Annotated in this window: 18 protein-coding genes; 8 read left to right on the top strand and 10 right to left on the bottom strand. The window is 65.6% G+C overall.

Features of this window, described 5'->3' with window-relative positions; genetic code table 11:
* Positions 1-172: 172 nt before the first annotated feature.
* Both ACE103_RS37430 and ACE103_RS37435 read left to right on the top strand, forming a co-directional pair.
* Positions 173-1,972, top strand: a complete 1,800-nt coding sequence (locus ACE103_RS37430) for an adenylate/guanylate cyclase domain-containing protein (RefSeq protein ID WP_375777089.1) — start codon at positions 173-175, stop codon at positions 1,970-1,972.
* 60 nt (positions 1,973-2,032) lie between these two features.
* The gene (locus tag ACE103_RS37435) at positions 2,033-2,692 is read left to right on the top strand and encodes a hypothetical protein (RefSeq protein ID WP_375777090.1); all 660 of its coding nucleotides are present in this window, start codon (positions 2,033-2,035) and stop codon (positions 2,690-2,692) included.
* A gap of 26 nt (positions 2,693-2,718) precedes the next feature.
* Here ACE103_RS37435 and ACE103_RS37440 read toward each other — a convergent pair whose 3' ends face one another.
* Positions 2,719-3,666, bottom strand: a complete 948-nt coding sequence (locus tag ACE103_RS37440; RefSeq protein WP_223966886.1) for an alpha/beta fold hydrolase — start codon at positions 3,664-3,666, stop codon at positions 2,719-2,721.
* A gap of 220 nt (positions 3,667-3,886) precedes the next feature.
* Here ACE103_RS37440 and ACE103_RS37445 point away from each other — a divergent pair, with 220 nt between their 5' ends.
* A complete protein-coding gene (locus ACE103_RS37445; RefSeq protein WP_223966884.1) occupies positions 3,887-4,363 on the top strand; it encodes an Hsp20 family protein in 477 nt (158 codons plus the stop codon).
* 99 nt (positions 4,364-4,462) lie between these two features.
* On the opposite strand, the gene ACE103_RS37450 is transcribed toward ACE103_RS37445, so the two are convergent.
* Positions 4,463-5,254, bottom strand: a complete 792-nt coding sequence (locus tag ACE103_RS37450) for a hypothetical protein (protein ID WP_375777091.1) — start codon at positions 5,252-5,254, stop codon at positions 4,463-4,465.
* A 471-nt stretch (positions 5,255-5,725) separates the two neighbouring features.
* Between ACE103_RS37450 and gltB the strand changes: the two genes are divergently transcribed.
* Positions 5,726-10,489, top strand: a complete 4,764-nt coding sequence (gltB, locus tag ACE103_RS37455; protein WP_375777092.1) for a glutamate synthase large subunit — start codon at positions 5,726-5,728, stop codon at positions 10,487-10,489.
* A 138-nt stretch (positions 10,490-10,627) separates the two neighbouring features.
* A complete protein-coding gene (locus tag ACE103_RS37460; protein ID WP_375777093.1) occupies positions 10,628-12,085 on the top strand; it encodes a glutamate synthase subunit beta in 1,458 nt (485 codons plus the stop codon).
* Positions 12,086-12,240: 155 nt separating this feature from the next.
* Here the strand turns inward: ACE103_RS37460 and ACE103_RS37465 are convergent, their stop codons facing one another.
* Complete coding sequence (locus ACE103_RS37465) at positions 12,241-12,567, bottom strand: DUF2147 domain-containing protein (RefSeq protein WP_375777094.1); 327 nt, start codon at positions 12,565-12,567, stop codon at positions 12,241-12,243.
* Positions 12,568-12,645: 78 nt separating this feature from the next.
* Complete coding sequence (locus tag ACE103_RS37470) at positions 12,646-14,436, bottom strand: outer membrane beta-barrel protein (protein ID WP_375777095.1); 1,791 nt, start codon at positions 14,434-14,436, stop codon at positions 12,646-12,648.
* A gap of 147 nt (positions 14,437-14,583) precedes the next feature.
* Here ACE103_RS37470 and ACE103_RS37475 point away from each other — a divergent pair, with 147 nt between their 5' ends.
* Positions 14,584-15,594, top strand: coding sequence for an SIS domain-containing protein (locus ACE103_RS37475; RefSeq protein WP_375777096.1), 1,011 nt, complete (start codon positions 14,584-14,586; stop codon positions 15,592-15,594).
* A 103-nt stretch (positions 15,595-15,697) separates the two neighbouring features.
* Here the strand turns inward: ACE103_RS37475 and ACE103_RS37480 are convergent, their stop codons facing one another.
* On the bottom strand, positions 15,698-16,237 hold the full coding sequence (locus ACE103_RS37480) for a carboxymuconolactone decarboxylase family protein (RefSeq protein ID WP_375777097.1): 540 nt from the start codon (positions 16,235-16,237) through the stop codon (positions 15,698-15,700).
* 104 nt (positions 16,238-16,341) lie between these two features.
* Between ACE103_RS37480 and ACE103_RS37485 the strand changes: the two genes are divergently transcribed.
* On the top strand, positions 16,342-16,677 hold the full coding sequence (locus ACE103_RS37485; protein WP_375777098.1) for a winged helix-turn-helix transcriptional regulator: 336 nt from the start codon (positions 16,342-16,344) through the stop codon (positions 16,675-16,677).
* Here ACE103_RS37485 and ACE103_RS37490 read toward each other — a convergent pair.
* The 3 genes from ACE103_RS37490 to hemH all read right to left on the bottom strand — a co-directional run bounded on the left by ACE103_RS37490 (position 16,674) and on the right by hemH (position 19,440).
* Positions 16,674-17,120, bottom strand: coding sequence for an NfeD family protein (locus ACE103_RS37490; RefSeq protein ID WP_375777099.1), 447 nt, complete (start codon positions 17,118-17,120; stop codon positions 16,674-16,676). The two genes, ACE103_RS37485 and ACE103_RS37490, sit on opposite strands and share 4 nt — an antisense overlap.
* A gap of 41 nt (positions 17,121-17,161) precedes the next feature.
* Positions 17,162-18,163, bottom strand: coding sequence for an SPFH domain-containing protein (locus ACE103_RS37495; protein ID WP_092123761.1), 1,002 nt, complete (start codon positions 18,161-18,163; stop codon positions 17,162-17,164).
* 239 nt (positions 18,164-18,402) lie between these two features.
* A complete protein-coding gene (gene hemH / locus ACE103_RS37500; protein WP_375777100.1) occupies positions 18,403-19,440 on the bottom strand; it encodes a ferrochelatase in 1,038 nt (345 codons plus the stop codon).
* 116 nt (positions 19,441-19,556) lie between these two features.
* On the opposite strand from hemH, the gene ACE103_RS37505 reads away from it, so the two are divergent.
* Positions 19,557-19,955, top strand: a complete 399-nt coding sequence (locus ACE103_RS37505) for an MAPEG family protein (RefSeq protein WP_375777101.1) — start codon at positions 19,557-19,559, stop codon at positions 19,953-19,955.
* A gap of 151 nt (positions 19,956-20,106) precedes the next feature.
* On the opposite strand, the gene ACE103_RS37510 is transcribed toward ACE103_RS37505, so the two are convergent.
* Both ACE103_RS37510 and ACE103_RS37515 read right to left on the bottom strand, forming a co-directional pair.
* The gene (locus ACE103_RS37510; RefSeq protein ID WP_375777102.1) at positions 20,107-21,228 is read right to left on the bottom strand and encodes a nickel/cobalt transporter; all 1,122 of its coding nucleotides are present in this window, start codon (positions 21,226-21,228) and stop codon (positions 20,107-20,109) included.
* Positions 21,225-21,872 (bottom strand): DUF1007 family protein, encoded by a 648-nt coding sequence (locus tag ACE103_RS37515; RefSeq protein ID WP_375777103.1) that lies wholly within the window; start codon positions 21,870-21,872, stop codon positions 21,225-21,227. The genes ACE103_RS37510 and ACE103_RS37515 overlap by 4 nt, the downstream gene beginning before the upstream one ends.

The raw sequence follows: 21,872 nt of genomic DNA on the forward strand, positions 1-21,872 counted from the left end.
GACACACGAATTCAGTAGAGAAACGGACTGTACGATCCGTTGGTCGCATGCCAATTCCTGCTACTATGCATTATAGGTGCCCGTAAACCGCGCTTCCGCCGGACCCGGCCTGTCTTGTAAGTATCGGATTCGGTCACCTCGGCTAAGTGGCCAATTCCAGGGCACAGGAGACATGGAAAGAAGGCTCGCTGCCATTCTTTGCGCTGATATCGCCGGCTATTCCCGCATGATGGGTGTCGACGAGGCGGGGACGCATGCCTCGTTCAAGGCGCATCGCAGCGCGATCTACCCGATCATCCTCAACCATGGCGGCCGAATCGTCAAAAACACCGGCGACGGCTTCCTGCTGGAATTTCCGAGCATCATCGGCGCTATCGAGGCTGCCGTCGCGATGCAGACCCTGATGGCCGAGCGCAACGAACATCTGCCGGCCGAACGCGCCATGCACTTCCGGATGGGCGTCCACATGGGCGACGTCATGGCCGACGAGGACGAGGTGTTCGGCGACGACGTCAACATCGCCGTCCGCCTCGAGACCGTCGCCGTGCCGGGCGGCATCGCAGTGTCGGACAAGGCCCGCACCGAGTCAGGGCGGCGGCTTGCCGTCAGCCTGGTCGATGCCGGCCCGCACCGCTTCAAGAACATCACCGAACCGGTCCATGTCTGGACCTGGGCGCCGGCCGGCTCCGACAAGCAGGAGCAGGTTCCCGACGACGGCCCGCATCTGCCGGGGCAGTACCGGACCGCGATCGTCGGCGTGCTGCCGTTCGACAATCTGAGCGGCGGCGCCGACGAGTATTTTTCCGACGGCCTGACCGAGGATCTTATCCACGCGCTGTCGCTGCAATCCTTCTACCGCGTGCTGAGCCGCAACTCGACCTTCGCCTACAAGGGCAAGAACGTCTCGACCCGCCTGATCGCGCGCGAGATCGACGCGACCTATCTGATCCAGGGCTCGGTGCGCCGCGCCGGCAACAAGATCCGCGTCTCCGCCGAGCTGATCGCGCCCGAGAAGGGCGAGCAGCTGTGGACCGGCCGCTACGACCGCGACATGGGCGACCTGTTCGCAATGCAGGACGAGATCACCGCGAACCTCTCTGCCGCGGTGGCCCAGGAGATCTACCGTGCCGAGGCCTCGGCGCCGGCGCGCTCGCCGAACGCCGAGCTGACCGCGTGGGACCGCTTCCTGAAGGGTCTGTCGCACTACTATCACCAGACCAAGGACGATTGCGAAACCGCGATCGCGCTGTTCAAGGAGGCGATCGAGCTCGACCCCGCGCTGTCGATCGCGCGCGCCTATCTCGCGCTGATCCAGATCCAGAGCGTGCAGTTCGGCTGGATTCCGAGCACGCGCGAATTGTGGGCCTCGTCAGTCAGCCTGGCCGAGAGCAGCGTCCGGCTCGACCCGCGCTCCTCGTTCGCATTTTCGCTGCTGGCCTATCTGCATGCGATGCAGGGCCACTATGAAGCCGCGATGGACGCCATCAAGCGGGCGATCGAGCTCAACCCCTACGACATGGGCGCCCGCGGCGTGCTCGGCATCTGCCACATGGTGATCGGCGATCATCGCAAGGCGGTCGATCTGTTCTCGACCGCGGTCCAGCGCGGCAACAGCGACCCGCGCTACCAATGGGGCGCATTGAACGCGTTCAGCCATTACCTGCTCGGACAATACGACGCATCGCTGTCATGGTCGCGCGAAACGCTCTATCTCAACCCGAACCACCTGCAGGGTCTTGCGGTGCGCGCCGCGGCACTCGCCCAGCTCGGCCGCGCCGACGAAGCCGCGCAGGCGGCCGAAGCGCTGCTCGCCAACCATCCCGACCTCACGGTCGAGCGTCACCTGCGCAATTTCCACTGGAAGAACCCGGCCGATATCGCGCTCTATCGCGATGGCCTCTTGAAAGCCGGCCTCCCCTTCGGCAAACTCGCTCTGGTTGCATCCAACTCGAAATTCGCCGCTGATTCCTGAGCGAATTCATCCACCGGTAACGGATGCTTTTTAAGCTGAAGCTTTTCAGGATGTGGTTTGATGTCCGATACGGCTGCAAGCGCGGCACCCGCCCCGCAGGTTTCCCCTGACAATCCGTGCCCGTTCCTGCGTGCGCTGGTTGCTGGCGACTATGTCGGCGGCCATATCGTGCCGCTGCCGAAGCTGACCGAAACCATCGACCGCGCCACCGGCAAGACCGGCCTTCCGGCGCTCAGCGCCGGCGCCAAGATCTTCATGGTCGCGCAGATGGCCAACGGCGTCGGCCCCTTCAGCCAGGTGCGCAGCCTGTTGCAGGGCGCCATCCTCGACGAATTGCGCAACGGCCCGCTCGACAAGCACGGCGCCGGCTCGCGCATCCTCGATCAGCATGCCGTCGTGCATGAGGACGAGATCGCGCGGCTCGCGACCTTCGGCACGGACCACAAGGCCCCCGACGGCAGCGTCGAACGCGGGCTGTCGGCCTCCGAGATCAAGAATTTCATGGCGGCGAACTTCCAGCGCGCCAAGGACGAGCATCCTCCGTCCTACGCGATCCTGCACTGCTACTATCCGCTGCTGATGCTTGGCGAGTGGCCGGTGCTGCTCGACATCATGGGCAGGGGCGAAGGCCAGGACCGCTATCTCAGCGTCGCCGAGGTCAGGACCTTGTTCGTGGAAAAGCGCTTTCCCGACCGGATCGTCGCGCTGCTCAACGGCTGAGCCGCGAGCTCCACACCATAGATGGTTCACTTGAACAGCGGCGTGCCCGGCACGAAGGCGTCGAACGCCGCCCAGAATTGCCCGCGGTAGCGATCCTGCTCCTGCAGGATCTCGTGCTTGGAGCCGGCGATCACCAGATGCGAGCCGGCGCGCAAATGGTAGGCGAATTCCTCGATCGCCGCCGTCGACACCACCTCATCATTGCTCGCCGCCAGCATCAGGATCGGCTGGCGGATTTCGGTCGGATACGACATGCCGCGGAAGGTGCGCATCGCGGTGAACGCGGTGTCGGCCCAGGCGACCGTCGGCGCCGCGATGCCGAGCGTCGGGTCTTCTTCCAGGATCGCCGCATTGCGGGCGTGGCGCACCGGGTCGCTGGTGACGGGATTGCCGATGAAGGGCGCAAGGCCGACCAGCTCATCGTTACCGCCCGGAACGTAGTTGCCGCCCTGCCCGGTCAGCCGCATGATCCTGAGCAGCGCGCTCGGAAAGAACGAGACGCGGCGGCGCGGCAGGTCGATCATCGGCGCCGACAGCACCATGCGGTCAAACCAGCGCTTGCCGGCATGCGCGATCCGCAGCAGGACAGCGCCGCCCATCGAATGCGCCAACGCGAAATAGGGCGGTGGGCAATCCGGCAGCACCACCTGCTGCACGAAAGCCTCGACATCGACCTCATAGTCGGCGAAGTCGCGCACATAGCCCTTGCGCGGATCGCGCAGCCGCCGCGACGAGTGGCCCTGCCCGCGCCAGTCGATCATCGCCACCGCAAAGCCGCGGTCGCGCAGGTCGCGCACCGTCTCGAAATATTTCTCGATCATCTCGCCGCGTCCGCCGAACACGCAGACCGTGCCCTTGCGGCCGGGCGGTGGCGCCCAGCGCGCGAAACGCAGCTCGGCTCCGTCAGGTGTCTTGATGGTGCCACTGACAACGTCGTCCGGAACCGGGTTGGCGGGGATCGAGACGAGCGTCATGCAGGAGACCGAAGTGGTGGAACAGGATGGAGATCAAGCACGCGGGCGCCGAAAAAAGCTGCGCGGTTTCCGCCTCTTGAACGCGACGTGACCCCTCCCATATCACCTCGGTGCAGGCCGCTACCAGTGTTTCGGAACCGGAACATGAGGCTGCACACATCTAAGCCCGGCCCGATGGCGGGCGGGCAACTGAAACAGTCGCTCATTGGAGGACTACCTTATGCGTAGCTACGACCTGACTCCGTTCTATCGTTCCACCGTCGGCTTCGACCGCCTCTTCAGCCTGCTCGATCAGGTGACTTCGGACGGCAGCCCCGGCTATCCCCCCTACAACATCGAGCGCACCGGCGAGAATGCTTACCGGATCAGCGTTGCGGTCTCCGGCTTCTCGCAGGCCGAGCTTTCGATCGTCGCGAAGGAGAACACGCTGACGATCAAGGGCGAGAAAACCGCCAACGAGAACTCTGGCAACACGGCCGAAGTGCTCTATCGCGGCATCGCCTCCCGCGCCTTCGAGCGCGTTTTCCAGCTTGCCGACTTCGTGCAGGTGAAGAACGCTTCGCTCGAGAACGGCCTGCTCCACGTCGATCTCGTTCGCGAGATTCCCGAGGCCAAGAAGCCCCGCAGCATTCCGATCGGCAGCGGCGACAAGGCCCCGCAGGTGGTTGACGGCTCGGCCAGCAAGGTCGCGGCCTAAGCGACAGATCCCGCGTCGGCAGATATTGGCTGAACGCGAAAACGCCCCGGGAAACCGGGGCGTTTTTTGTTGGCGGCTTCGTAGCCCGGATGGAGCCAATTACTCCAGCCCCTGCACCTTCGGCATTTGCTGGGTCGGCAGGATCGCGGGCGCCGGCGGCGGCGAAGCGGCCTGACCGACGGTCGGGACCTCGGCTTGCCTAACGGCCTGCGGCGCCGCCGCCTGGGTCTCCGCCGGCTTGGGCGCCGCCGCAGCCTGCTCGGTTGGCGCGGGTGCGGCTGCCTGGGCCGGTGCAGGCTGTGGCGCTGCGGTCGGCGGGACGGCCGCCTGGGCCGCAGATGCGGGAGCCGGAGTGGCGGGAACCTGGGCCTTGGCCGCAAGCGGGCTCCGCTTCGGCACCGGCACGCGGCTGGCGACATGCGGGATCGGGAGTGGCGGCCGCGGCACCCGGGCCTGGATCGCCCGGGGCATCGGGCCGACCGGGCCGTAGGTCGCGCTCATCTCCTCCTCGAAATTGTCGCCGAGCCGGTAGGCCGGGGTGAAGCGGACGATGTGCCCGTCGCGGGCGTCGATCACCAGCCGGCCGTCGTCGCCGCCCTGGTCGATCACCGAGATGGTGTAGACGAAGCCGCGCTGCTGGGGCGCACCGAGCGGCAGATAGCCGTTCTCGCGCAGCACGGTATAGACCTCGACCGGCGGCAACAGGCTCGGGACACGGCCGAAGCGCGGCGGCGGCGGAACCTCGGGCATGGCGGCGTAGGGCCCCTCCATGTCGGATACCCTGACCAGAGCCGGGCTGCCGATCCGGGCTGATGTCACCAGCTGCGCCTGGGCCGAGGCTGCGCTGAGCGCGAGGGCGGCAGCTGCGACCGAACCTGTGAACAACTTCATCGCCGTAACTCCTGTCTGGCCCGCCTTGAGGAGCTTCCCGCTCTCTTGCCGGCTTGCCGGGCGAAATTTCGGTTTGAATTCCGGCGGTCCTTGGTCCCTCCTTGGGCCAGATCACGGCGTGTTTGCTTCGAATCAGCGGCGCCCAAGCGCCCGCCGAGCTGTCCGATCCAAGCATGCGGGCGAGGACTTCCTCGCGCTTGTGTGATAGACAAAAATTTGGCAAGGTCGAGGTTAGGACAGCAAAGCTGTCTCAATTTCGAAGCCATTCCGGCATAGGGATTGCAACGAAAACTCGGCGCCCCGGGCACCGAGAATGCTGCAGGCAGGGCCGTCCCTCAGGGGACGTTGAAACGCCCGTCGCCTGAATTTAGGAAAATGCGGCTCGCGGCGGACGAGCGGTGGCCCGGTGGGTGCCGCAACGTCCAAGGTGCGCCAAATACGGTGAGGCCCCTTACGAAAGGGAGAGGACACATGAGCGGGTCGGAATTCGAGCGCGAAACCATCGTGACAGGCATGCTGTCGGCGACCGCGGACTCGAAAGCCGCCGATGCCGCGCATGATGCGTCCTATGGACCGCACACTCCCGAGCTTCACACCTGGCGTCCGCAGGCCGAAGGCCTGTACGACCTGAGCCTGGAGAAGGACTCCTGCGGCGTCGGCTTCATCGCCAACATCAAGGGCCAGAAGTCGCATCAGATCGTCTCCGACGCGCTGAGCATCCTGTGCAACCTCGAGCATCGCGGCGCCGTCGGCGCCGACCCGCGCGCCGGTGACGGCGCCGGCATCCTGGTGCAGATCCCGCACGCCTTCTTCGCGCGCAAGACCGCGGAGCTCGGTTTCAAGCTGCCGAAGCCCGGCGAATACGCCATCGGCGCGCTGTTCATGCCGCGCGATGCCGCGTGGCGGAACGTGATCAAGAGCATCATCGCCGACGAGATCAAGAACGAGGGCTTCAAGCTGCTCGGCTGGCGCGACGTGCCCAGTGACAACTCCTCGCTCGGCGTCACGGTGAAGCCGACCGAGCCCTATCACATGCAGGTCTTCATCGGCCGCAACAATGCGGTCAAGACCGAGGACGATTTCGAGCGCCGGCTCTACATCCTGCGCAAGTCGATCTCGCAGGCGATCTATCAGCGCCGCGACCGCGGCATGGCGGGCTATTATCCGTGCTCGCTGTCGTGCCGCACCGTGATCTACAAGGGCATGTTCCTCGCCGACCAGCTCGGCAAGTACTATCCCGACCTGCATGAAGCGGATTTCGACAGCGCGCTGGCGCTGGTGCATCAACGCTTCTCGACCAACACCTTCCCGACCTGGTCGCTGGCGCATCCCTACCGGATGATCGCCCATAACGGCGAAATCAACACGCTGCGCGGCAACGTCAACTGGATGGCGGCGCGGCAGGCCTCCGTGCATTCGGAGCTCTACGGCAAGGACATCAGCCGTCTGTGGCCGATCTCCTATGAAGGCCAGAGCGACACCGCCTGCTTCGACAACGCGCTCGAATTCCTGGTGCAGGGCGGCTACTCGCTGCCGCACGCCGTGATGATGATGATTCCGGAAGCGTGGGCCGGCAATCCCCTGATGGATGAGCAGCGCCGCGCCTTCTACGAATATCATGCCGCGCTGATGGAGCCGTGGGACGGCCCGGCCGCGATCGCCTTCACCGACGGCCGCAAGATCGGCGCGACGCTCGACCGCAACGGCCTGCGCCCGGCGCGCTATCTCGTCACCAAGGACGACCGCATCGTGATGGCGTCCGAAATGGGCGTGCTGAAGATTCCGGAGGACCAGATCGTCACCAAGTGGCGGCTGCAGCCCGGCAAGATGCTGCTCGTCGACCTCGAGCAGGGCCGCTTGATTCCCGACGACGAGATCAAGGCCGACCTCGCCAAGAGCCATCCCTACAATGACTGGCTGCACCGCACCCAGATCCAGCTCGAGGAGCTGCCGGATGCATCGGCCAAGGGCGTGCGCTCCAACTTGCCGCTGCTCGATCGCCAGCAGGCGTTCGGCTACAGCCAGGAAGACATCACGATCCTGATGACGCCGATGGCGGCCACCGGTGAGGAAGCAGCCGGCTCGATGGGCAACGACACGCCGATCTCGGCGCTGTCGGACAAGCCGAAGCAGCTGTTCACCTACTTCAAGCAGAACTTCGCGCAGGTCACCAACCCGCCGATCGACCCGATCCGCGAAGAGATCGTGATGAGCCTCGTCTCGATCATCGGGCCGCGGCCGAACCTGTTCGACCTGCAGGGCGTCGCCTCGACCCAACGCCTCGAAGTGCGGCAGCCGATCCTGACCGATGCCGACCTCGAGAAGATCCGCTCGATCTCCGACGTTCCCGAGACCCACTTCAAGTCGCGCACGCTCGACACCACCTTCCACGCCGGCTTCGGCGCGGCGGGCATGGAGCAGGTGCTCGACGAGCTCTGCGCGCGCGCCGAGGGCGCCGTGCGCGAGGGCATCAACATCATCATCCTGTCGGACCGCATGACCGGCACCGACCGGATTCCGATCCCATCGCTTTTGGCCTGCGCCGCCGTGCATCATCATCTGATCCGCACCGGCCTGCGTACTTCAGTGGGCCTCGTCGTGGAATCCGGTGAGCCGCGGGAAGTGCATCACTTCGCCTGTCTCGCCGGCTACGGCGCCGAAGCGATCAACCCCTATCTCGCGTTCGAAACGATCCTCGCGATGAAGGACCGGCTGCCCGGCGCGCTCGACGACTACGAGATCGTCAAGCGCTACATCAAGTCGATCGGCAAGGGCCTGCTCAAGGTGATGTCCAAGATGGGCATCTCGACCTACCAGTCCTATTGCGGCGCGCAGATCTTCGACGCGGTCGGGCTCAAGGCGGATTTCGTCGCCAAGTATTTCGCCGGCACCCACACCAGGATCGAGGGCGTCGGCCTCGGCGAGATCGCCGAGGAAACGGTGCGGCGCCACACCGACGCGTTCGGTGACGGCCAGATCTACAAGAGCGCGCTCGATGTCGGCGGCGAATATGCCTACCGCACCCGCGGCGAGGACCATGCCTGGACCGCGGAGTCGGTCTCGACCTTGCAGCATGCCGTGCGCGGCAACTCGCTGGAGCGCTACCGGGCGTTCGCCAAGATCCTCAACGAGCAGTCCGAGCGTCTGCTGACGCTGCGCGGCCTGTTCCGGATCAAGAGCGCCGAGGACGACAAGCGCAAGCCGGTCAAGCTCGAGGACGTCGAGCCGGCCAAGGACATCGTCAAGCGCTTCTCGACCGGTGCGATGTCGTTCGGCTCGATCTCGCGCGAGGCGCACACCACGCTCGCGATCGCGATGAACCGAATCGGCGGCAAGTCGAACACCGGCGAGGGCGGCGAGGAATCCGACCGCTTCAAGCCATTGCCCAACGGCGACTCGATGCGCTCGGCGATCAAGCAGGTCGCCTCGGGCCGGTTCGGCGTGACGACGGAATATCTCGTCAACTCCGACATGATGCAGATCAAGATGGCGCAGGGTGCCAAGCCCGGCGAAGGCGGCCAGTTGCCTGGCCACAAGGTCGACGCGACGATCGCGCGCGTCCGGCATTCGACGCCGGGCGTCGGCCTGATCTCGCCGCCGCCGCATCACGACATCTACTCGATCGAAGACCTCGCCCAGCTGATCTACGACCTCAAGAACGTCAATCCGGACGGCCAGGTCTCGGTCAAGCTGGTGTCCGAGGTCGGCGTCGGCACGGTTGCCGCCGGCGTCGCCAAGGCACGCGCCGACCATGTCACCATCGCGGGCTTCGAGGGCGGCACCGGTGCCTCGCCCCTGACCTCGATCAAGCATGCCGGCTCGCCGTGGGAGATCGGCCTCGCCGAAACCCATCAGACGCTGGTGCGTCAGCGGCTGCGCAGCCGCATCGCGGTCCAGGTCGACGGCGGCTTCCGCACCGGCCGTGACGTCGTGATCGGCGCGCTGCTCGGGGCCGACGAGTTCGGCTTTGCCACCGCGCCACTGATCGCGGCGGGCTGCATCATGATGCGCAAGTGCCACCTCAACACCTGCCCGGTCGGCGTTGCGACCCAGGATCCGGTGCTGCGCAAGCGCTTCACCGGCCAGCCCGAGCACGTCATCAACTACTTCTTCTTCGTCGCCGAGGAAGTGCGCGAGATCATGGCGCAGCTCGGCTACAAGTCGTTCGACGAGATGGTCGGCCAGGTCCAGATGCTGGACCAGACCGCGCTGGTCTCGCACTGGAAGGCCAAGGGCCTCGATTTCTCCAAGCTGTTCGTGCGGCAGAAGGAGGAGAAGGGCCAGACGATCTATCACTCGGAGCGGCAGAACCACCACCTGGATGCCGTGCTCGACCGCCGGCTGATCGAGAAGGCGCAAGCCGCGCTCGATCGCGGTGCGCCGGTCAAGATCGAGGAAGAGATCAACAACACCGACCGTTCCGCCGGCGCGATGCTGTCGGGCGCGGTGGCCAAGATCTACGGCCATGCCGGCCTGCCGCTCGACACCATCCATGTCGGCCTGAAGGGCACGGCGGGACAGGCGTTCGGCGCCTGGCTCGCCAAGGGCGTCACCTTCGAGCTCGAGGGTGAAGGCAACGACTATGTCGGCAAGGGCCTTTCGGGCGGCTGCATCATCGTCAAGCCGCCGAAGAACTCCGGGATCGTGCCGGAGGAATCGATCATCGTCGGCAACACCGTGATGTACGGCGCGATCGCGGGCGAGTGCTACTTCCGCGGCATCGCCGGCGAGCGCTTCGCGGTGCGCAACTCCGGCGCGGTCGCGGTCGTCGAAGGCGCCGGCGATCATTGCTGCGAATACATGACCGGCGGCATCGTGGTGGTGCTCGGCAAGACCGGGCGCAACTTCGCGGCCGGCATGTCGGGCGGCATTGCCTATGTGCTGGACGAGAGCGGCGACTTCAGCAAGCTTTGCAACCTTTCGATGGTCGAGCTGGAGCCGGTGCTGTCGGAGGAGATGATCAACGCCGACACCTACCACCACTCCGGCGATCTCGAGGCGCACGGCCGGGTCGACGTGTTCCAGAACCTGCTCGACTCCGACGTGGAGCGGCTGCATGTCCTGATCACGCGTCACGCCAAGCTGACCGGCTCGAAGAAGGCGGCCGAGATCCTCGCCGACTGGAAGAGCTGGCTGCCGAAATTCCGCAAGGTGATGCCGGTGGAGTACCGCCGCGCGCTGAGGGAAATGAAGGCCAACGCCGACGCCGAGCCGAAGATCGCGATCGGCGCGTAATATCACCAGGCGTCATTCCGGAGCGCGCCATTGGCGCGAGCCCGGAATCTCGCCAGACCACTTCGAGACCTCCGGGTCTGCGTCTCGCGGCGCAGCCCGGAATGACGGACAACTGAGATGCAGGGGCATCGGGTTTCAATGGGTAAGATCACAGGTTTTCTCGATATCGAGCGGCATGACCGCAAGTACGAGCCGGTCGCCGATCGGCTCAAGAACTTCAACGAGTTCGTGATTCCGCTGAGCGAGAAGGACACGCGCGACCAGGCCGCGCGCTGCATGAATTGCGGCATCCCCTATTGCCACGGCACCGGCTCGACCGCGCCGGGTACGCCGGGCTGCCCGGTCAACAACCAGATCCCCGATTTCAACGACCTCGTCTATCAGGGCAACTGGGAAGAAGCCTCGCGCAACCTGCACTCGACCAACAATTTCCCCGAGTTCACCGGTCGGATCTGCCCGGCGCCGTGCGAGGCGTCCTGTACGCTCAACATCGACGACAACCCGGTCACCATCAAGACCATCGAATGCGCGATCGTCGACCGCGCCTGGGACAATGGCTGGCTGAAGCCGGAGATCGCCGCGCAGAAGACCGGCAAGAAGGTCGCCGTGATCGGCTCCGGCCCCGCCGGCATGGCCGCCGCGCAGCAGCTCGCGCGCGCCGGCCACGAGGTGCATGTCTACGAGAAGTTCGCCAAGGCCGGCGGCCTGCTGCGCTACGGCATTCCCGACTTCAAGATGGAGAAGGACGTCATCGACCGCCGCGTGGCGCAGATGGAGGCCGAGGGCGTCACCTTCCACTACGGCAAGGCCGTGGGCGGCTCGACGCCCGGTGCGATCGATCCGCAGGAGCTCGCCAAGCATTATGACGCGGTGGCGCTGACCGGCGGCGCGGAAGCCCCGCGCGACCTGCCGATCCCCGGCCGCGACCTCGCCGGCATCCACTTCGCGATGGACTTCCTGCCGCAGCAGAACCGCCGCGTTTCCGGCGAGCCGCTGAACGGCACAGCCGATATCCTCGCCGGCGGCAAGCATGTCGTCGTGATCGGCGGCGGCGATACCGGTTCGGACTGCATCGGCACCTCGTTCCGGCAAGGCGCGAAGTCGGTGACCCAGCTCGAGATCATGGCGGCGCCGCCCGAGCACGAGAACAAGGGCGTGACCTGGCCGAACTGGCCGCTGAAGATGCGGACCTCGTCGAGCCAGGCCGAAGGCGCGGTGCGCGAATACGCGGTGCTGACCACGAAGTTCGAAGGCGTCGACGGCAAGGTGACAAAACTTCATTGCGTCAAGGTCGACGACAAGTTCAAGCCGCTGCCCGGCACCGAGTTCACGCTCGACGCCGAGCTCGTGCTGCTGGCGATGGGCTTCGTCCATCCGGTGCACGAGGGCCTGCTCAAGACGCTCGGCGTCGAGCTCGACCAGCGCGGCAACGTCCGCGCCTCCCTGCAGGACTACCAGACCTCGCGCGCGAAGATCTTCTCCGCCGGCGACATGCGCCGCGGCCAGTCGCTCGTGGTCTGGGCAATCCGCGAAGGCCGCCAGTGCGCACGCTCGATCGACAGCTTCCTGATGGGGAAGACCGACCTGCCGGGGTAGTCGCTCGGCAGACACGTCGAACTGCATCTCAGCAATTCAGCTGTCATCGCCCGCGAGAGCGGGCGATCCAGTATTCCAGAGGCGTCAAGGCTGGAGGCGGACGAGCCGCGGCACCGGCGGCTCACGGACCCATTACGGCAATGGGAAGGCTCGTCCTACTTCTTCTTCCAGGTCTGCGTCCGGCAGAACACGGCCATCGCACATCCGGTCAGTTCCAGCGAGGAGCCGGCAAGCTTGGCCGTGCCTGAATAGGTCTTGTCGTCCTGTGGATCCGTGATCGTGCCGGCATATTTTCCGTCACCTGCGGGTTTCATCGAACCGATGGTCTTGCCGGCATACTTGCCGGTCTTTAGCGTGATCGTGCCGCCGGAGATCACGGCAGTATCGCCGCGCGCGGTAATCCAGGCGCCGTCGATCGAATCGGCATGAGCGGCGCCGGCGGCGATGACCAGTGCTGCGGCAGCCAGGGAAAGTTTGCGCATAGTCGTCGTTCCTCGCGATGGATTGAAGGCGTCATTCTCGTCGTCCGGCCATTGTGTGAAACAGCGAGGCCGTTTCAGCTAATTTTGCACCCGCACGCCCAGCATCACCACCGTCGACGACGAGCTCTGTCCCGCCAAATTCGAATCCAGCCAGTCGCGGCGCACCGTGCCCTTGATCCAGAGGCTGCGGGTCATCTTGTAGATCAGGTCGGCGGACACCGAGTAGATGGTGTCGTTGCGGTTGTCGCCCTGGTAGTCGAGCGTGCCGTAGGTGAACTTGCCGATCGCGGTCAGCCAGCGGCGGAAGTCGTGGTCGACCTCGACGGTGTAAGTGCGCGACAGCACGCCGGAGGTGCCGGGCAGCGTGGTCTCGCCGAGCTGGGTGTCGGAGTAGAATTTGGCCGTGGTCAGCGGCGTCGCATTCCAGGTCAGCGAGGCGGTGGTCAGCAGGCCCTCAAGCGGGCTAAGCCGCGGGTCGACATAGTCGCGCCTAGCATAGCCGATCGAGATTTCGCCGAACAGAATCCGCGTGAATTCGAACGACGTGCCGACCTTGGCGTAACCGCCCGACGAATTGCGCGCGTAACCGGCGCGGTCGAGATAGAGATCATGGAAGCGGCTGTCGCCCTCCACTTCCACGAACGGCTTCACGGCCGGATTGAGCTCATAGCTGACGCGGCCGACACCGCCATATTGGGTGAAGTTGCGGTCGTCGTTCGACGACGAGGTGCCGTCGGTCAGCTTCGACCATTGGTAATCGGTGCGGTCGACGGTGCCGCCAAGCGAGACCTGCATGCGGTTGAAATTCTGGTCGATGCCGAAGGTGCCGCCGACCGTGGTGTAGATCGGATATTTGGCGAGGCCGGCCTGCACGTTCGGGCTGCCAGGATTGTCGGTCGAGACCAGCATGCGGGCCTGTCCCGTCAGATGCGTGTCCCTCGACACATCGAGGCGGCCGTCGATATGCCCGGTGAAGTTCGGACGGTCGACATCGAGCGGCGCCGACAGCGGCGTGCCGTCGATCGGCGTGAGCTGGGAGCCGTAGCCGGTGAAGGAGCCGCGCAGATCGGCGACGACGGCGTGGCGCTCCCAGTCCGACATCGCGACGAATTCCGGCGCGACCATGTAGAACGCCTTGCCTTGCGGCGAATTCAATCGGCCCGGATTGGTGTCGTAGCCCGCCATCACCTCGACCGCGGTCTTGACCATGAACGAGCCGGCGTAATCGCCGACCGCGCCGAACGGATCGTCGTCGAGCTTGAGCCGCCTGCGCGCCGGCTGGCCGACGATGGTGCCGGCCATCGCCGGCGGCAGTGGCGGCTTGCTGGCGGTCTCCGACGGCGGGATCGACAGCCGCAGCTGCCCGGCTGCGGTGAGCGGCGGCGGTGTGGGCACCGGCGAGCCGGGTCCCGGCGGCGGCTTCGGCTTGGCCTGGCCCGGATAATACTTCGGCTTCAGGCGCTTCCGATTGAGCGAGTCATAGCCTGATGTCGCGGCGCCATTCGCGGCAGGGAGTCCGTAGGTCGGGACCTGTCCGACACGGTCCGTGGTTGATGTCGACGACGACGAGGCACGCCGGCCGGGATCGGCGTCGGGCAGCCGCAAGCCGTTGAGCGGATCCGTGGCATCGGCCGTGGTCCGGCGCAGCGGCGAATCCTGAGTGATCACCTGGCTCTGCCGGTTCGGGCTGAACAGATCCGGCGTCACGGTCTGGGCGATGGCGAGCCCGGTCATCGCGGTCAGCGAAAAAGTCAGCAAAAGGCATGGCAAAACCACGCGAACGAAGTGTCCACGCCGATTTGGGCCGCTTGCTGGCCGCCGCCACACGATGGAAATACTCCAACGAATCCATGTACTTGACGTACGCATCCCGCCGGGCGGCGAAAAACGTCGTTAATGGAGTTAAAACAATTATGGTTAATGAGCCGTTGAGGATCCGCCGCCGCGCGTCGCATCGCGGAATCGAACGTGCTAAGGGAGACGCCCGGGTGCAAAACCCCTCCCCTGGAATACGAAATGGCCAAACCGAAACCGCTGATGACCAAATCATCCGGCCCCGATGACGGCGCCATTCAGTCGGCGCTCCGCACCCTCGATGCCGAAGCAAGCGGCGTCGCTGCGCTCTCTGCGGCACTCAAGTCCGACCTCGGCGCGGCGTTCACGGCGGCGGCCGAGCTGATCCGCAAGGCCAAGGGGCGGCTGATCGTCACCGGGCTCGGCAAGTCGGGCCATATCGGCCGCAAGATCGCCGCGACCTTCGCCTCCACAGGCACGCCGGCGTTCTTCGTGCACACCGCCGAAGCCAGCCACGGCGATCTCGGCATGATCACCGCCGACGACGCGATCCTGGCGCTGTCATGGTCCGGCGAGCAGCCGGAGATGCGCAATCTGATCGCCTATGCCGCGCGCTTCAGCATTCCGCTGATCGCGATGACTGCCGACAAGGACTCGACGCTGAGCAAGGCCGCCGACGTGCAGCTGACGCTGCCGAAGGCCCGCGAGGCCTGCCCGCACAATCTGGCGCCGACCACCTCCTCGCTGATGATGCTGGCGCTCGGCGATGCGCTGGCGATCGCGCTGCTCGAAGGCCGCGGCTTCACCTCGACCGATTTCAGCGTGCTGCATCCGGGCGGCAAGCTCGGCGCGCTGCTGAAATATGCCCGCGACCTGATGCATAGCGGCGACGCGCTGCCGCTGAAGCCGCTCGGCACCAGGATGTCGGACGCGCTGGTCGAGATGACCTCGAAGGGCTTTGGCTGCGTCGGCATCGTCGACCGCCACGGCCATCTCGCCGGCATCGTCACCGACGGCGATCTGCGCCGGCAGCTGACGCGCCCCGACCTTTTGACGCTATTGGTCGACGAGGTCATGACCAAGACCCCGAAGACGATCAGCCGCGACACGCTGGCCGGCGAGGCGCTGGAGCTGCTCAACGCCTCGAAGATCACGACGCTGATCGTGACGGATGCGAAGAAGCCGGTCGGCATCATCCATCTGCACGATCTGCTGCGCGCCGGCGTGGCGTAGGGCCACGCTTCTCTCCGTCATTGCGAGCGAAGCAAAGCAATCCATCTCTCCGTTTGCGGAGGCATGGATTGCTTCGTCGCTTCGCTCCTCGCAATGACGGCGGTTACCTCGGAAATCTTGCCGCGGTCGCCTCCAGCGGCAGCGCCAGCGCGTTGGCGAGGTAGGAGACCGTGCGGTAGAAGCCGCACAGCAGGATGATCTCCAGCACCTGATCGTCATCATAATGCGCCGACAGCGCGGCGAATTCCGCGTCGTCCAGCGTCGCGCGCGCATGCAGCGCATCGACCGCGGCGATCAGCGCCTGTTCGGCCGGCGACCAGCAGTCGGCATCGGCCGCACCGCGCACGGTGGCGTGGATCTGCTGCTCCGACAGCCCGGCCGCGGCGCCGAACGCGGTGACATGCACGCCCCATTCATATTCGCAGGCATTGAGCGCGCAGGTGCGGTCGATCACAATCTCGCGCTCCCGCAACGGCAACGGCCCGCGGTCGAGCAGGCTGCCACCGCGAAACTTCTCCCAGGCGCGCGGGTGCCCCGCCATCATGCGGAACAGCACCAGCGGCGGCTTGCCGCGCATGATGCGGTCGAAATGCTGTTGAACATCCGCTGCATAGGGCGGATCGAGCGGTGCGATGCGTGACATGGGCTGATCTCGTTGCTACATTTATTGTAGCGTTACGCTACAATATCTGTAGCGCGCGACGCAAGAAAGATTTGCGCAAGCGAGATTCAAGAGGGATTCGCGACATGGTGAAGCAGGTTCCAGCCACGAAACCCGGCGTCCGCGGCTCACGGACCGGCCGCCCGATCATGGCGCTGCTCGATCTGTTGGGGCGGCGCTGGACCTTGCGCATCGTCTGGGAGCTGCGGGACGGCGCACTGACCTCGCGCGCGCTGCGCACCGCCTGCGACGAGGCGTCGCCGACGATCCTGCAGACGCGGTTGACCGAGCTGCGCGAGGCGGGGTTCGTCGAGCTGACGGAGGATGGTTACGGCCTCACCGCGCTCGGAAGAGAGCTATTTGCGACCTTCACGCCGCTCCAGCGATTCGCGGAGCGCTGGAGCAAGCAGGACCGCAGCTAGATCGCCGCTACCGTCAGGCTCGCACCGTCGGCGCGGACCACCTTCACCCGGCTGCCGGCCGGCGCATCGGGGCCAGCGACGCGCCAGACCGTGTCGTCGATCCGCACGGTGCCTGCGCCATCGATGATCGGCTTCTCCAAGGTGAATTCGCGGCCGACCAGGGCTTCGTTGCGGCGGTTGAGGAACGGGTTCGTCTTGCTCGCCTCGGTCGCGCCTTTGGCAAAATGCCGCCACGCCGGCACCGCGAGCGCTGCGAACACCGCGAACATCAGCAGCTGCGTCTGCCAGGACGGCGTGAAGATGAACGACAGCAGCCCGACCAGCAGCGCCGCGAGCCCGAGCCAGAACAGGAAGACGCCGGGCGCTGCGAGCTCCAGCGCCATCAGGATGAAGCCGAAGATCAGCCAGTTCCAGGTACCCAATGTCGAAAACATCTCGGCCATGACGTGACCTCTCACATTGCAGGCGTGACGCCGTCACGCCCTTACCGCTGCGGCGGCACCGGCGGTGGCGGCGTCGGACCTGCCGACGGTACCGAGCCGCGCCGCGCGGCGGCCGCGGCGGATGCGGCACTCTCGCCGAAGGTGGCCTTGGCGATCTCGCCAATGCCGGCGAGTGAGCCGAGGATGCTGGTCGCCTCGATCGGCAGCATCAGCACTTTCTGGTTCGGCGAATCAGCCAATTGCCCGAACGCCTTGATGTACTTGTCGGCGATGAAATAGTTCAGCGCGGCGACGTCGCCCTTGGCAATGGCATCGCTGACCATCTGGGTGGCTCTCGCCTCGGCTTCGGCGGAGCGCTCGCGCGCCTCGGCGTCGCGGAATGCAGCCTCCTTGCGGCCTTCCGCCTGCAGGATCTGGCCCTGCTTGGCGCCCTCGGCGCGCAGGATCTCGGATTGCCGCTGGCCTTCCGCCTGCAGGATGTCGGCGCGTTTGACGCGCTCGGCCTTCATCTGCCGGCCCATCGCCTCGACGAGATCGGCCGGCGGCACGATGTCCTTGATCTCGATGCGGTTGACCTTGAGGCCCCAGGGCGACACCGCGGCGTCGACCACGCGCAGCAGCCGCTCGTTGATCTCGTCGCGATGCGACAGCACCTGGTCGAGATCCATCGAGCCCATCACCGAGCGGATGTTGGTCATGGTCAGCACGATGATCGCCTGGTTGAGATTGGCGACCTCGTAGCTCGCCTTCGCGGCATCGAACACCTGGAAGAACGCGACGCCGTCCACCGTCACGGTGGCGTTGTCCTTGGTGATCACCTCCTGCTCGGGGATGTTGATCACCTGCTCCATCATGTTCATCTTGCGCCCGATCCGATCGAAATACGGCACGATCAGATTGAGGCCCGGCGACAGCGTGCGGGTGTATTTGCCGAACCGCTCGATGGTCCAGTCATAGCCCTGCGGGACGGTCTTGATTCCGGCGAACAGCGTGACGATGACGAGAAGAACAAGCGCGATCGCGAAAATGTCGAAGCCAGTCATGAAGTCCTCCAAGGCACCGCGAGACCCGCGAGACCGTCGCCAGGCACGGTCGTGCATTGGTCGGCAGGACCGCTCCGCCGGTTCAGCCGGCTGTTGTTCTCTCTAGCACATAGGAAGCGGTTGTCGGACTGCCAGATGCACGCAAGCTGAACACGAGATGCAGCAAGGCTGAACGAACCGCGGTGTCCGGTGTCACGGATCGTTAACAATCAGATCCAGCCAGTTTGGATCAAGCCCTGCTAGATCCAGCCCTGAAGCTCGCGCAGCACGAGCTGGCGGATTACGTCCATGCCGCCGTCGCTGTCGTTGAGGCAGGGGATCGCGGAGAATTGCTCGCCGCCATTGTGGCGGAAGATCTCGGCATTCTCCTGCGCGATCTCCTCCAGCGTCTCCAGGCAATCCGCGGAGAAGCCGGGCGTGACCACGGCAATTCGCCGCACGCCGTCCCTGGCCAGCTTCTCGACCGTCTTGTCGGTATAGGGCTGCAGCCACTCGGCATTGCCGAAGCGCGACTGGAAGGTGAGGATCAGCCTGCCGGCATCGAGCCCGAGCCGCTTGCGCAGCGCATTGGTCGTGGCGATGCACTGCGCCTGATAGGGATCGCCCTTGTCGACATATGCCTTCGGCATGCCGTGGAACGAGGCAAGGATGATCTCGGGCTGGAACGGCAGCGTCGCGAGATGGTCATTGATCGAGACCGCGAGCGCCTCGATGTACTCTGGGTCGTCGTAATAGGGCGGCGTCACCCGCAGGATCGGTTGCACGCGCATGCCGGCCAGCACGCGAAACGCCTCGTCGCAGACGGTCGCCGACGTCGCCGCGGAATATTGCGGATAGAGCGGCACCACCAGCAGCCGGCCGCAGCCCTGCGTGGCCAGCGCCTCGATGCGCTCCTTGATCGAGGGATTGCCGTAGCGCATCGCCCAGTCGACCACGACGTGATCGTGATCGGCGATCGCCTCGGCCAGCTTGTCGGCCTGCGAACGCGTGATGGTCTTCAGCGGCGACTCGTTCTTCTCGGTGTTCCAGATCTTCAGATAGTCGCGCGCCTTGCGGGCCGGGCGGACGCGCAGGATGATGCCGTTGAGGATCAGCTTCCAGAGCAGGCCCTGGTTCTCGATCACCCGCGGATCGGACAGGAATTCCCTCAGATAGACCCGCACGCCGGCCGCATCAGCCGTATCCGGCGTGCCGAGATTGACGAGGAGCACGCCGACACGCTCCGGCTTCGGCGCCGCGGCAGGCTTCGCGCTCTCGAAGGGGATCACCGTGCTCATGATGGCGTTGCGCCTAACGTCCTTCGCTTGGGAGGCCTTGGGCTTCGCGCGTTGCTCCAACCTTGTCAAGCCGAGTGCGGGTTGGCTACGTTCCCCTCCGTGAATTGGGAGGAACCATGACGATCGCCGAATGGTGCGTCTTCGGGACGCTGCTGCTCTCGCTGCTGACGATCGTATCGGTGAAATGGGCCGGCATCCGCGGTTTCGACAATTCGAAGCCTCGCGACCCCGATTTCTACGACGACCCGATCCGCTCGCGGGCGCTCGGCGCCCACCAGAACGGCATCGAGGCCTTCCCGTTCTTCGCCTTCGCCGTGCTGCTCGCCGAATTCCGTGTCGGGCCGCTGCGGCTGATCGACGAGCTCGCGGTGCTGTTCCTGATCGTGCGGATCGCCTACGTCTTCACCTATATCGGCAACCGCCCGACGCTGCGCTCGATCCTCTGGAGCATCGGCTTTGCGATCAACATCGCGGTTTTCTTCCTGCCGGCGATCAAGGGGTACCTGACGAGTTGAGCCTGAATTCCCTTTCCTCCCCGTCATCCTGAGGAGCCGCGTAGCGGCGTCTCGAAGGATGCACGGCCCCGCTGGTGGCCGTCGACCCTTCGAGACGCGCTACGCGCTCCTCAGGGGGACAGATCAAGAGACAGCGCGGGACTAAGGGACCCTACAAACACGTCGCCCGCTCGGCCGCGACATAGCCGAACAGCAGCCCGAGCCCGAACAGCAGCACGAGCGCGGCGGCGGCGAATTCCAGGCCGCGCATGATCACCATGCCGCCGCCGTCGCGCGCGCCGCTCAGCCGCTCGGCCACGCCGCGCGCCGACACCGCGACCAGCGCGATCGCGGCCACCGTGATCGCGGTGCCGAGCCCCATCACGAAGGTCGCAGCAATGCCGGCCCAGAACAGGCCCTGCGCCAGCGCGAACACCAGCACCAGGATCGCGCCCGAGCACGGCCGGATCCCGACCGTGAGGATCGCACCTAAGCCGCGCCGCCAGCCGCCGGGACCGGCGAGTTCAGCCGGCGTCGGCCCGTGCGAATGGCCGCAATGCTCGTCATGGACGTGCTGCGCGTCATGCCCGTGATCGTGGCCGTGGTCATGATGATGGTCATGATCGTCATGCGCGTGACGATGATGATGCTCATGGCCATGGTCGTGGTGATCGTGTTCATGGTGGCCGTGATCGTGCCGATGCGCGCCGGCCATCGCCGGCGCCGGGCGCGGTAGCCGGAGCGCGCGGAGGAAGCCGCCACCCTTGACCCAGACCAGCCGGGCGCCGAACGCCGCGATCAGCGCGTAGCTCGCGATCTCGATCGCCTTCTCCGCCCCGCACATGGTCTTCGCGGTCGCGTTGAGCAGCCAGGCGCAGATCCCGACGATGGCGACGGCGACCAGCGACTGCATCAGCGCCGAGGCGAACGACAGCACGATACCGCGCCGCGCGGTCTCGCGATTGGCGACCATGTAGGACGAAATCACCGCCTTGCCATGGCCGGGGCCGGCGGCATGGAAGATGCCGTAGGCAAACGAGATCGCAAGCAGCGTCCAGACCGCCGAGCCGTCGGATTTCGCGGCGCGGATGGTCGCCGACATCTCGCGATAAAACTCCGACTGCTTGGCCAGCAGCCAGCCGACGATGCCGCCTTGCGGCTCGGCCGCCCGCGGCGCGCCGAATGGATTTTGCGCCAGCAGCTCATGAACCGCACCATCCAGCACCGCGAATGCCGCCAGCACGGCAGCGGACACGGCGAGGCCCCGCATCGCGCGGGAGGCGATCGGCGTCATGGGCAATCCACCGTGATCTTGTTGGCGAACATCATCGCGAAATTGCCGGCACTGCCGTCGAGGAAGTTCTGCTCGCCGAGTTTCTGCGCGGCGGCGGTGCCGTCATTCGGCCGTTCGAACGCCATCTTGCAGTCGGCCGCGGCGCCGACCAGCTTGACCGGCTCCTTCTCGGCGAACTGGAAGTCGATGAAGTAGGTCGGGTCGAACACTTCGAGCGAGAGCTGCCGGGCCTTGAACGGCGTCTTCACCGGCAGCGTGAAGTGCAGCGTCAGCGCCGAATCCTTGTATTCGAGGAAGTAGTCGACCGGCTCGGTGAACTTCTGCTTCTTGCCGTCGCCCTTAGCGAAGGTGAAGTAGGCGTATTCCTTCAGCGACTCGACATTGGTCTGCGCCAGCGGCGCCAGCTCCTCGCGGCTGTAGGCGCCCTTCACCTTGGTCTCGATGCCCTGCAGCGCATAGGTCGAGAACATGTCGTCGAAGGTCCAGGCGTGGCGGACCCCCGTGATGGTGCCGTCGGGCGCGTAGATCAGCTCGCTCTTCGCCACGATCCAGACATGCGGATGGGCCGCGGCGGCCACCGTGCCGAGCACGACGGACGCCGTAAGCGCGAGCCCGGCGATCAGGCACTTCAGGGACTGCCGCAC

This window comes from Bradyrhizobium sp. ma5 (assembly GCF_042258955.1).
GTDB lineage: Bacteria > Pseudomonadota > Alphaproteobacteria > Rhizobiales > Xanthobacteraceae > Bradyrhizobium.

Bases quoted from the DNA above. Each gene is read 5' to 3' on its own strand.
- ACE103_RS37495 (WP_092123761.1), bottom strand. From the start codon at position 18,163: ATGACTGGCTTCGACATTTTCGCGATCGCGCTTGTTCTTCTCGTCATC.
- ACE103_RS37475 (WP_375777096.1), top strand. From the start codon at position 14,584: ATGGCCAAACCGAAACCGCTGATGACCAAATCATCCGGCCCCGATGAC.
- ACE103_RS37430 (WP_375777089.1), top strand. From the start codon at position 173: ATGGAAAGAAGGCTCGCTGCCATTCTTTGCGCTGATATCGCCGGCTAT.
- ACE103_RS37445 (WP_223966884.1), top strand. From the start codon at position 3,887: ATGCGTAGCTACGACCTGACTCCGTTCTATCGTTCCACCGTCGGCTTC.
- ACE103_RS37480 (WP_375777097.1), bottom strand. From the start codon at position 16,237: ATGTCACGCATCGCACCGCTCGATCCGCCCTATGCAGCGGATGTTCAA.
- ACE103_RS37485 (WP_375777098.1), top strand. From the start codon at position 16,342: ATGGTGAAGCAGGTTCCAGCCACGAAACCCGGCGTCCGCGGCTCACGG.
- ACE103_RS37490 (WP_375777099.1), bottom strand. From the start codon at position 17,120: ATGGCCGAGATGTTTTCGACATTGGGTACCTGGAACTGGCTGATCTTC.
- ACE103_RS37450 (WP_375777091.1), bottom strand. From the start codon at position 5,254: ATGAAGTTGTTCACAGGTTCGGTCGCAGCTGCCGCCCTCGCGCTCAGC.
- ACE103_RS37440 (WP_223966886.1), bottom strand. From the start codon at position 3,666: ATGACGCTCGTCTCGATCCCCGCCAACCCGGTTCCGGACGACGTTGTC.
- gltB (WP_375777092.1), top strand. From the start codon at position 5,726: ATGAGCGGGTCGGAATTCGAGCGCGAAACCATCGTGACAGGCATGCTG.
- hemH (WP_375777100.1), bottom strand. From the start codon at position 19,440: ATGAGCACGGTGATCCCCTTCGAGAGCGCGAAGCCTGCCGCGGCGCCG.
- ACE103_RS37510 (WP_375777102.1), bottom strand. From the start codon at position 21,228: ATGACGCCGATCGCCTCCCGCGCGATGCGGGGCCTCGCCGTGTCCGCT.
- ACE103_RS37435 (WP_375777090.1), top strand. From the start codon at position 2,033: ATGTCCGATACGGCTGCAAGCGCGGCACCCGCCCCGCAGGTTTCCCCT.
- ACE103_RS37460 (WP_375777093.1), top strand. From the start codon at position 10,628: ATGGGTAAGATCACAGGTTTTCTCGATATCGAGCGGCATGACCGCAAG.
- ACE103_RS37465 (WP_375777094.1), bottom strand. From the start codon at position 12,567: ATGCGCAAACTTTCCCTGGCTGCCGCAGCACTGGTCATCGCCGCCGGC.
- ACE103_RS37470 (WP_375777095.1), bottom strand. From the start codon at position 14,436: ATGCGTACGTCAAGTACATGGATTCGTTGGAGTATTTCCATCGTGTGG.
- ACE103_RS37505 (WP_375777101.1), top strand. From the start codon at position 19,557: ATGACGATCGCCGAATGGTGCGTCTTCGGGACGCTGCTGCTCTCGCTG.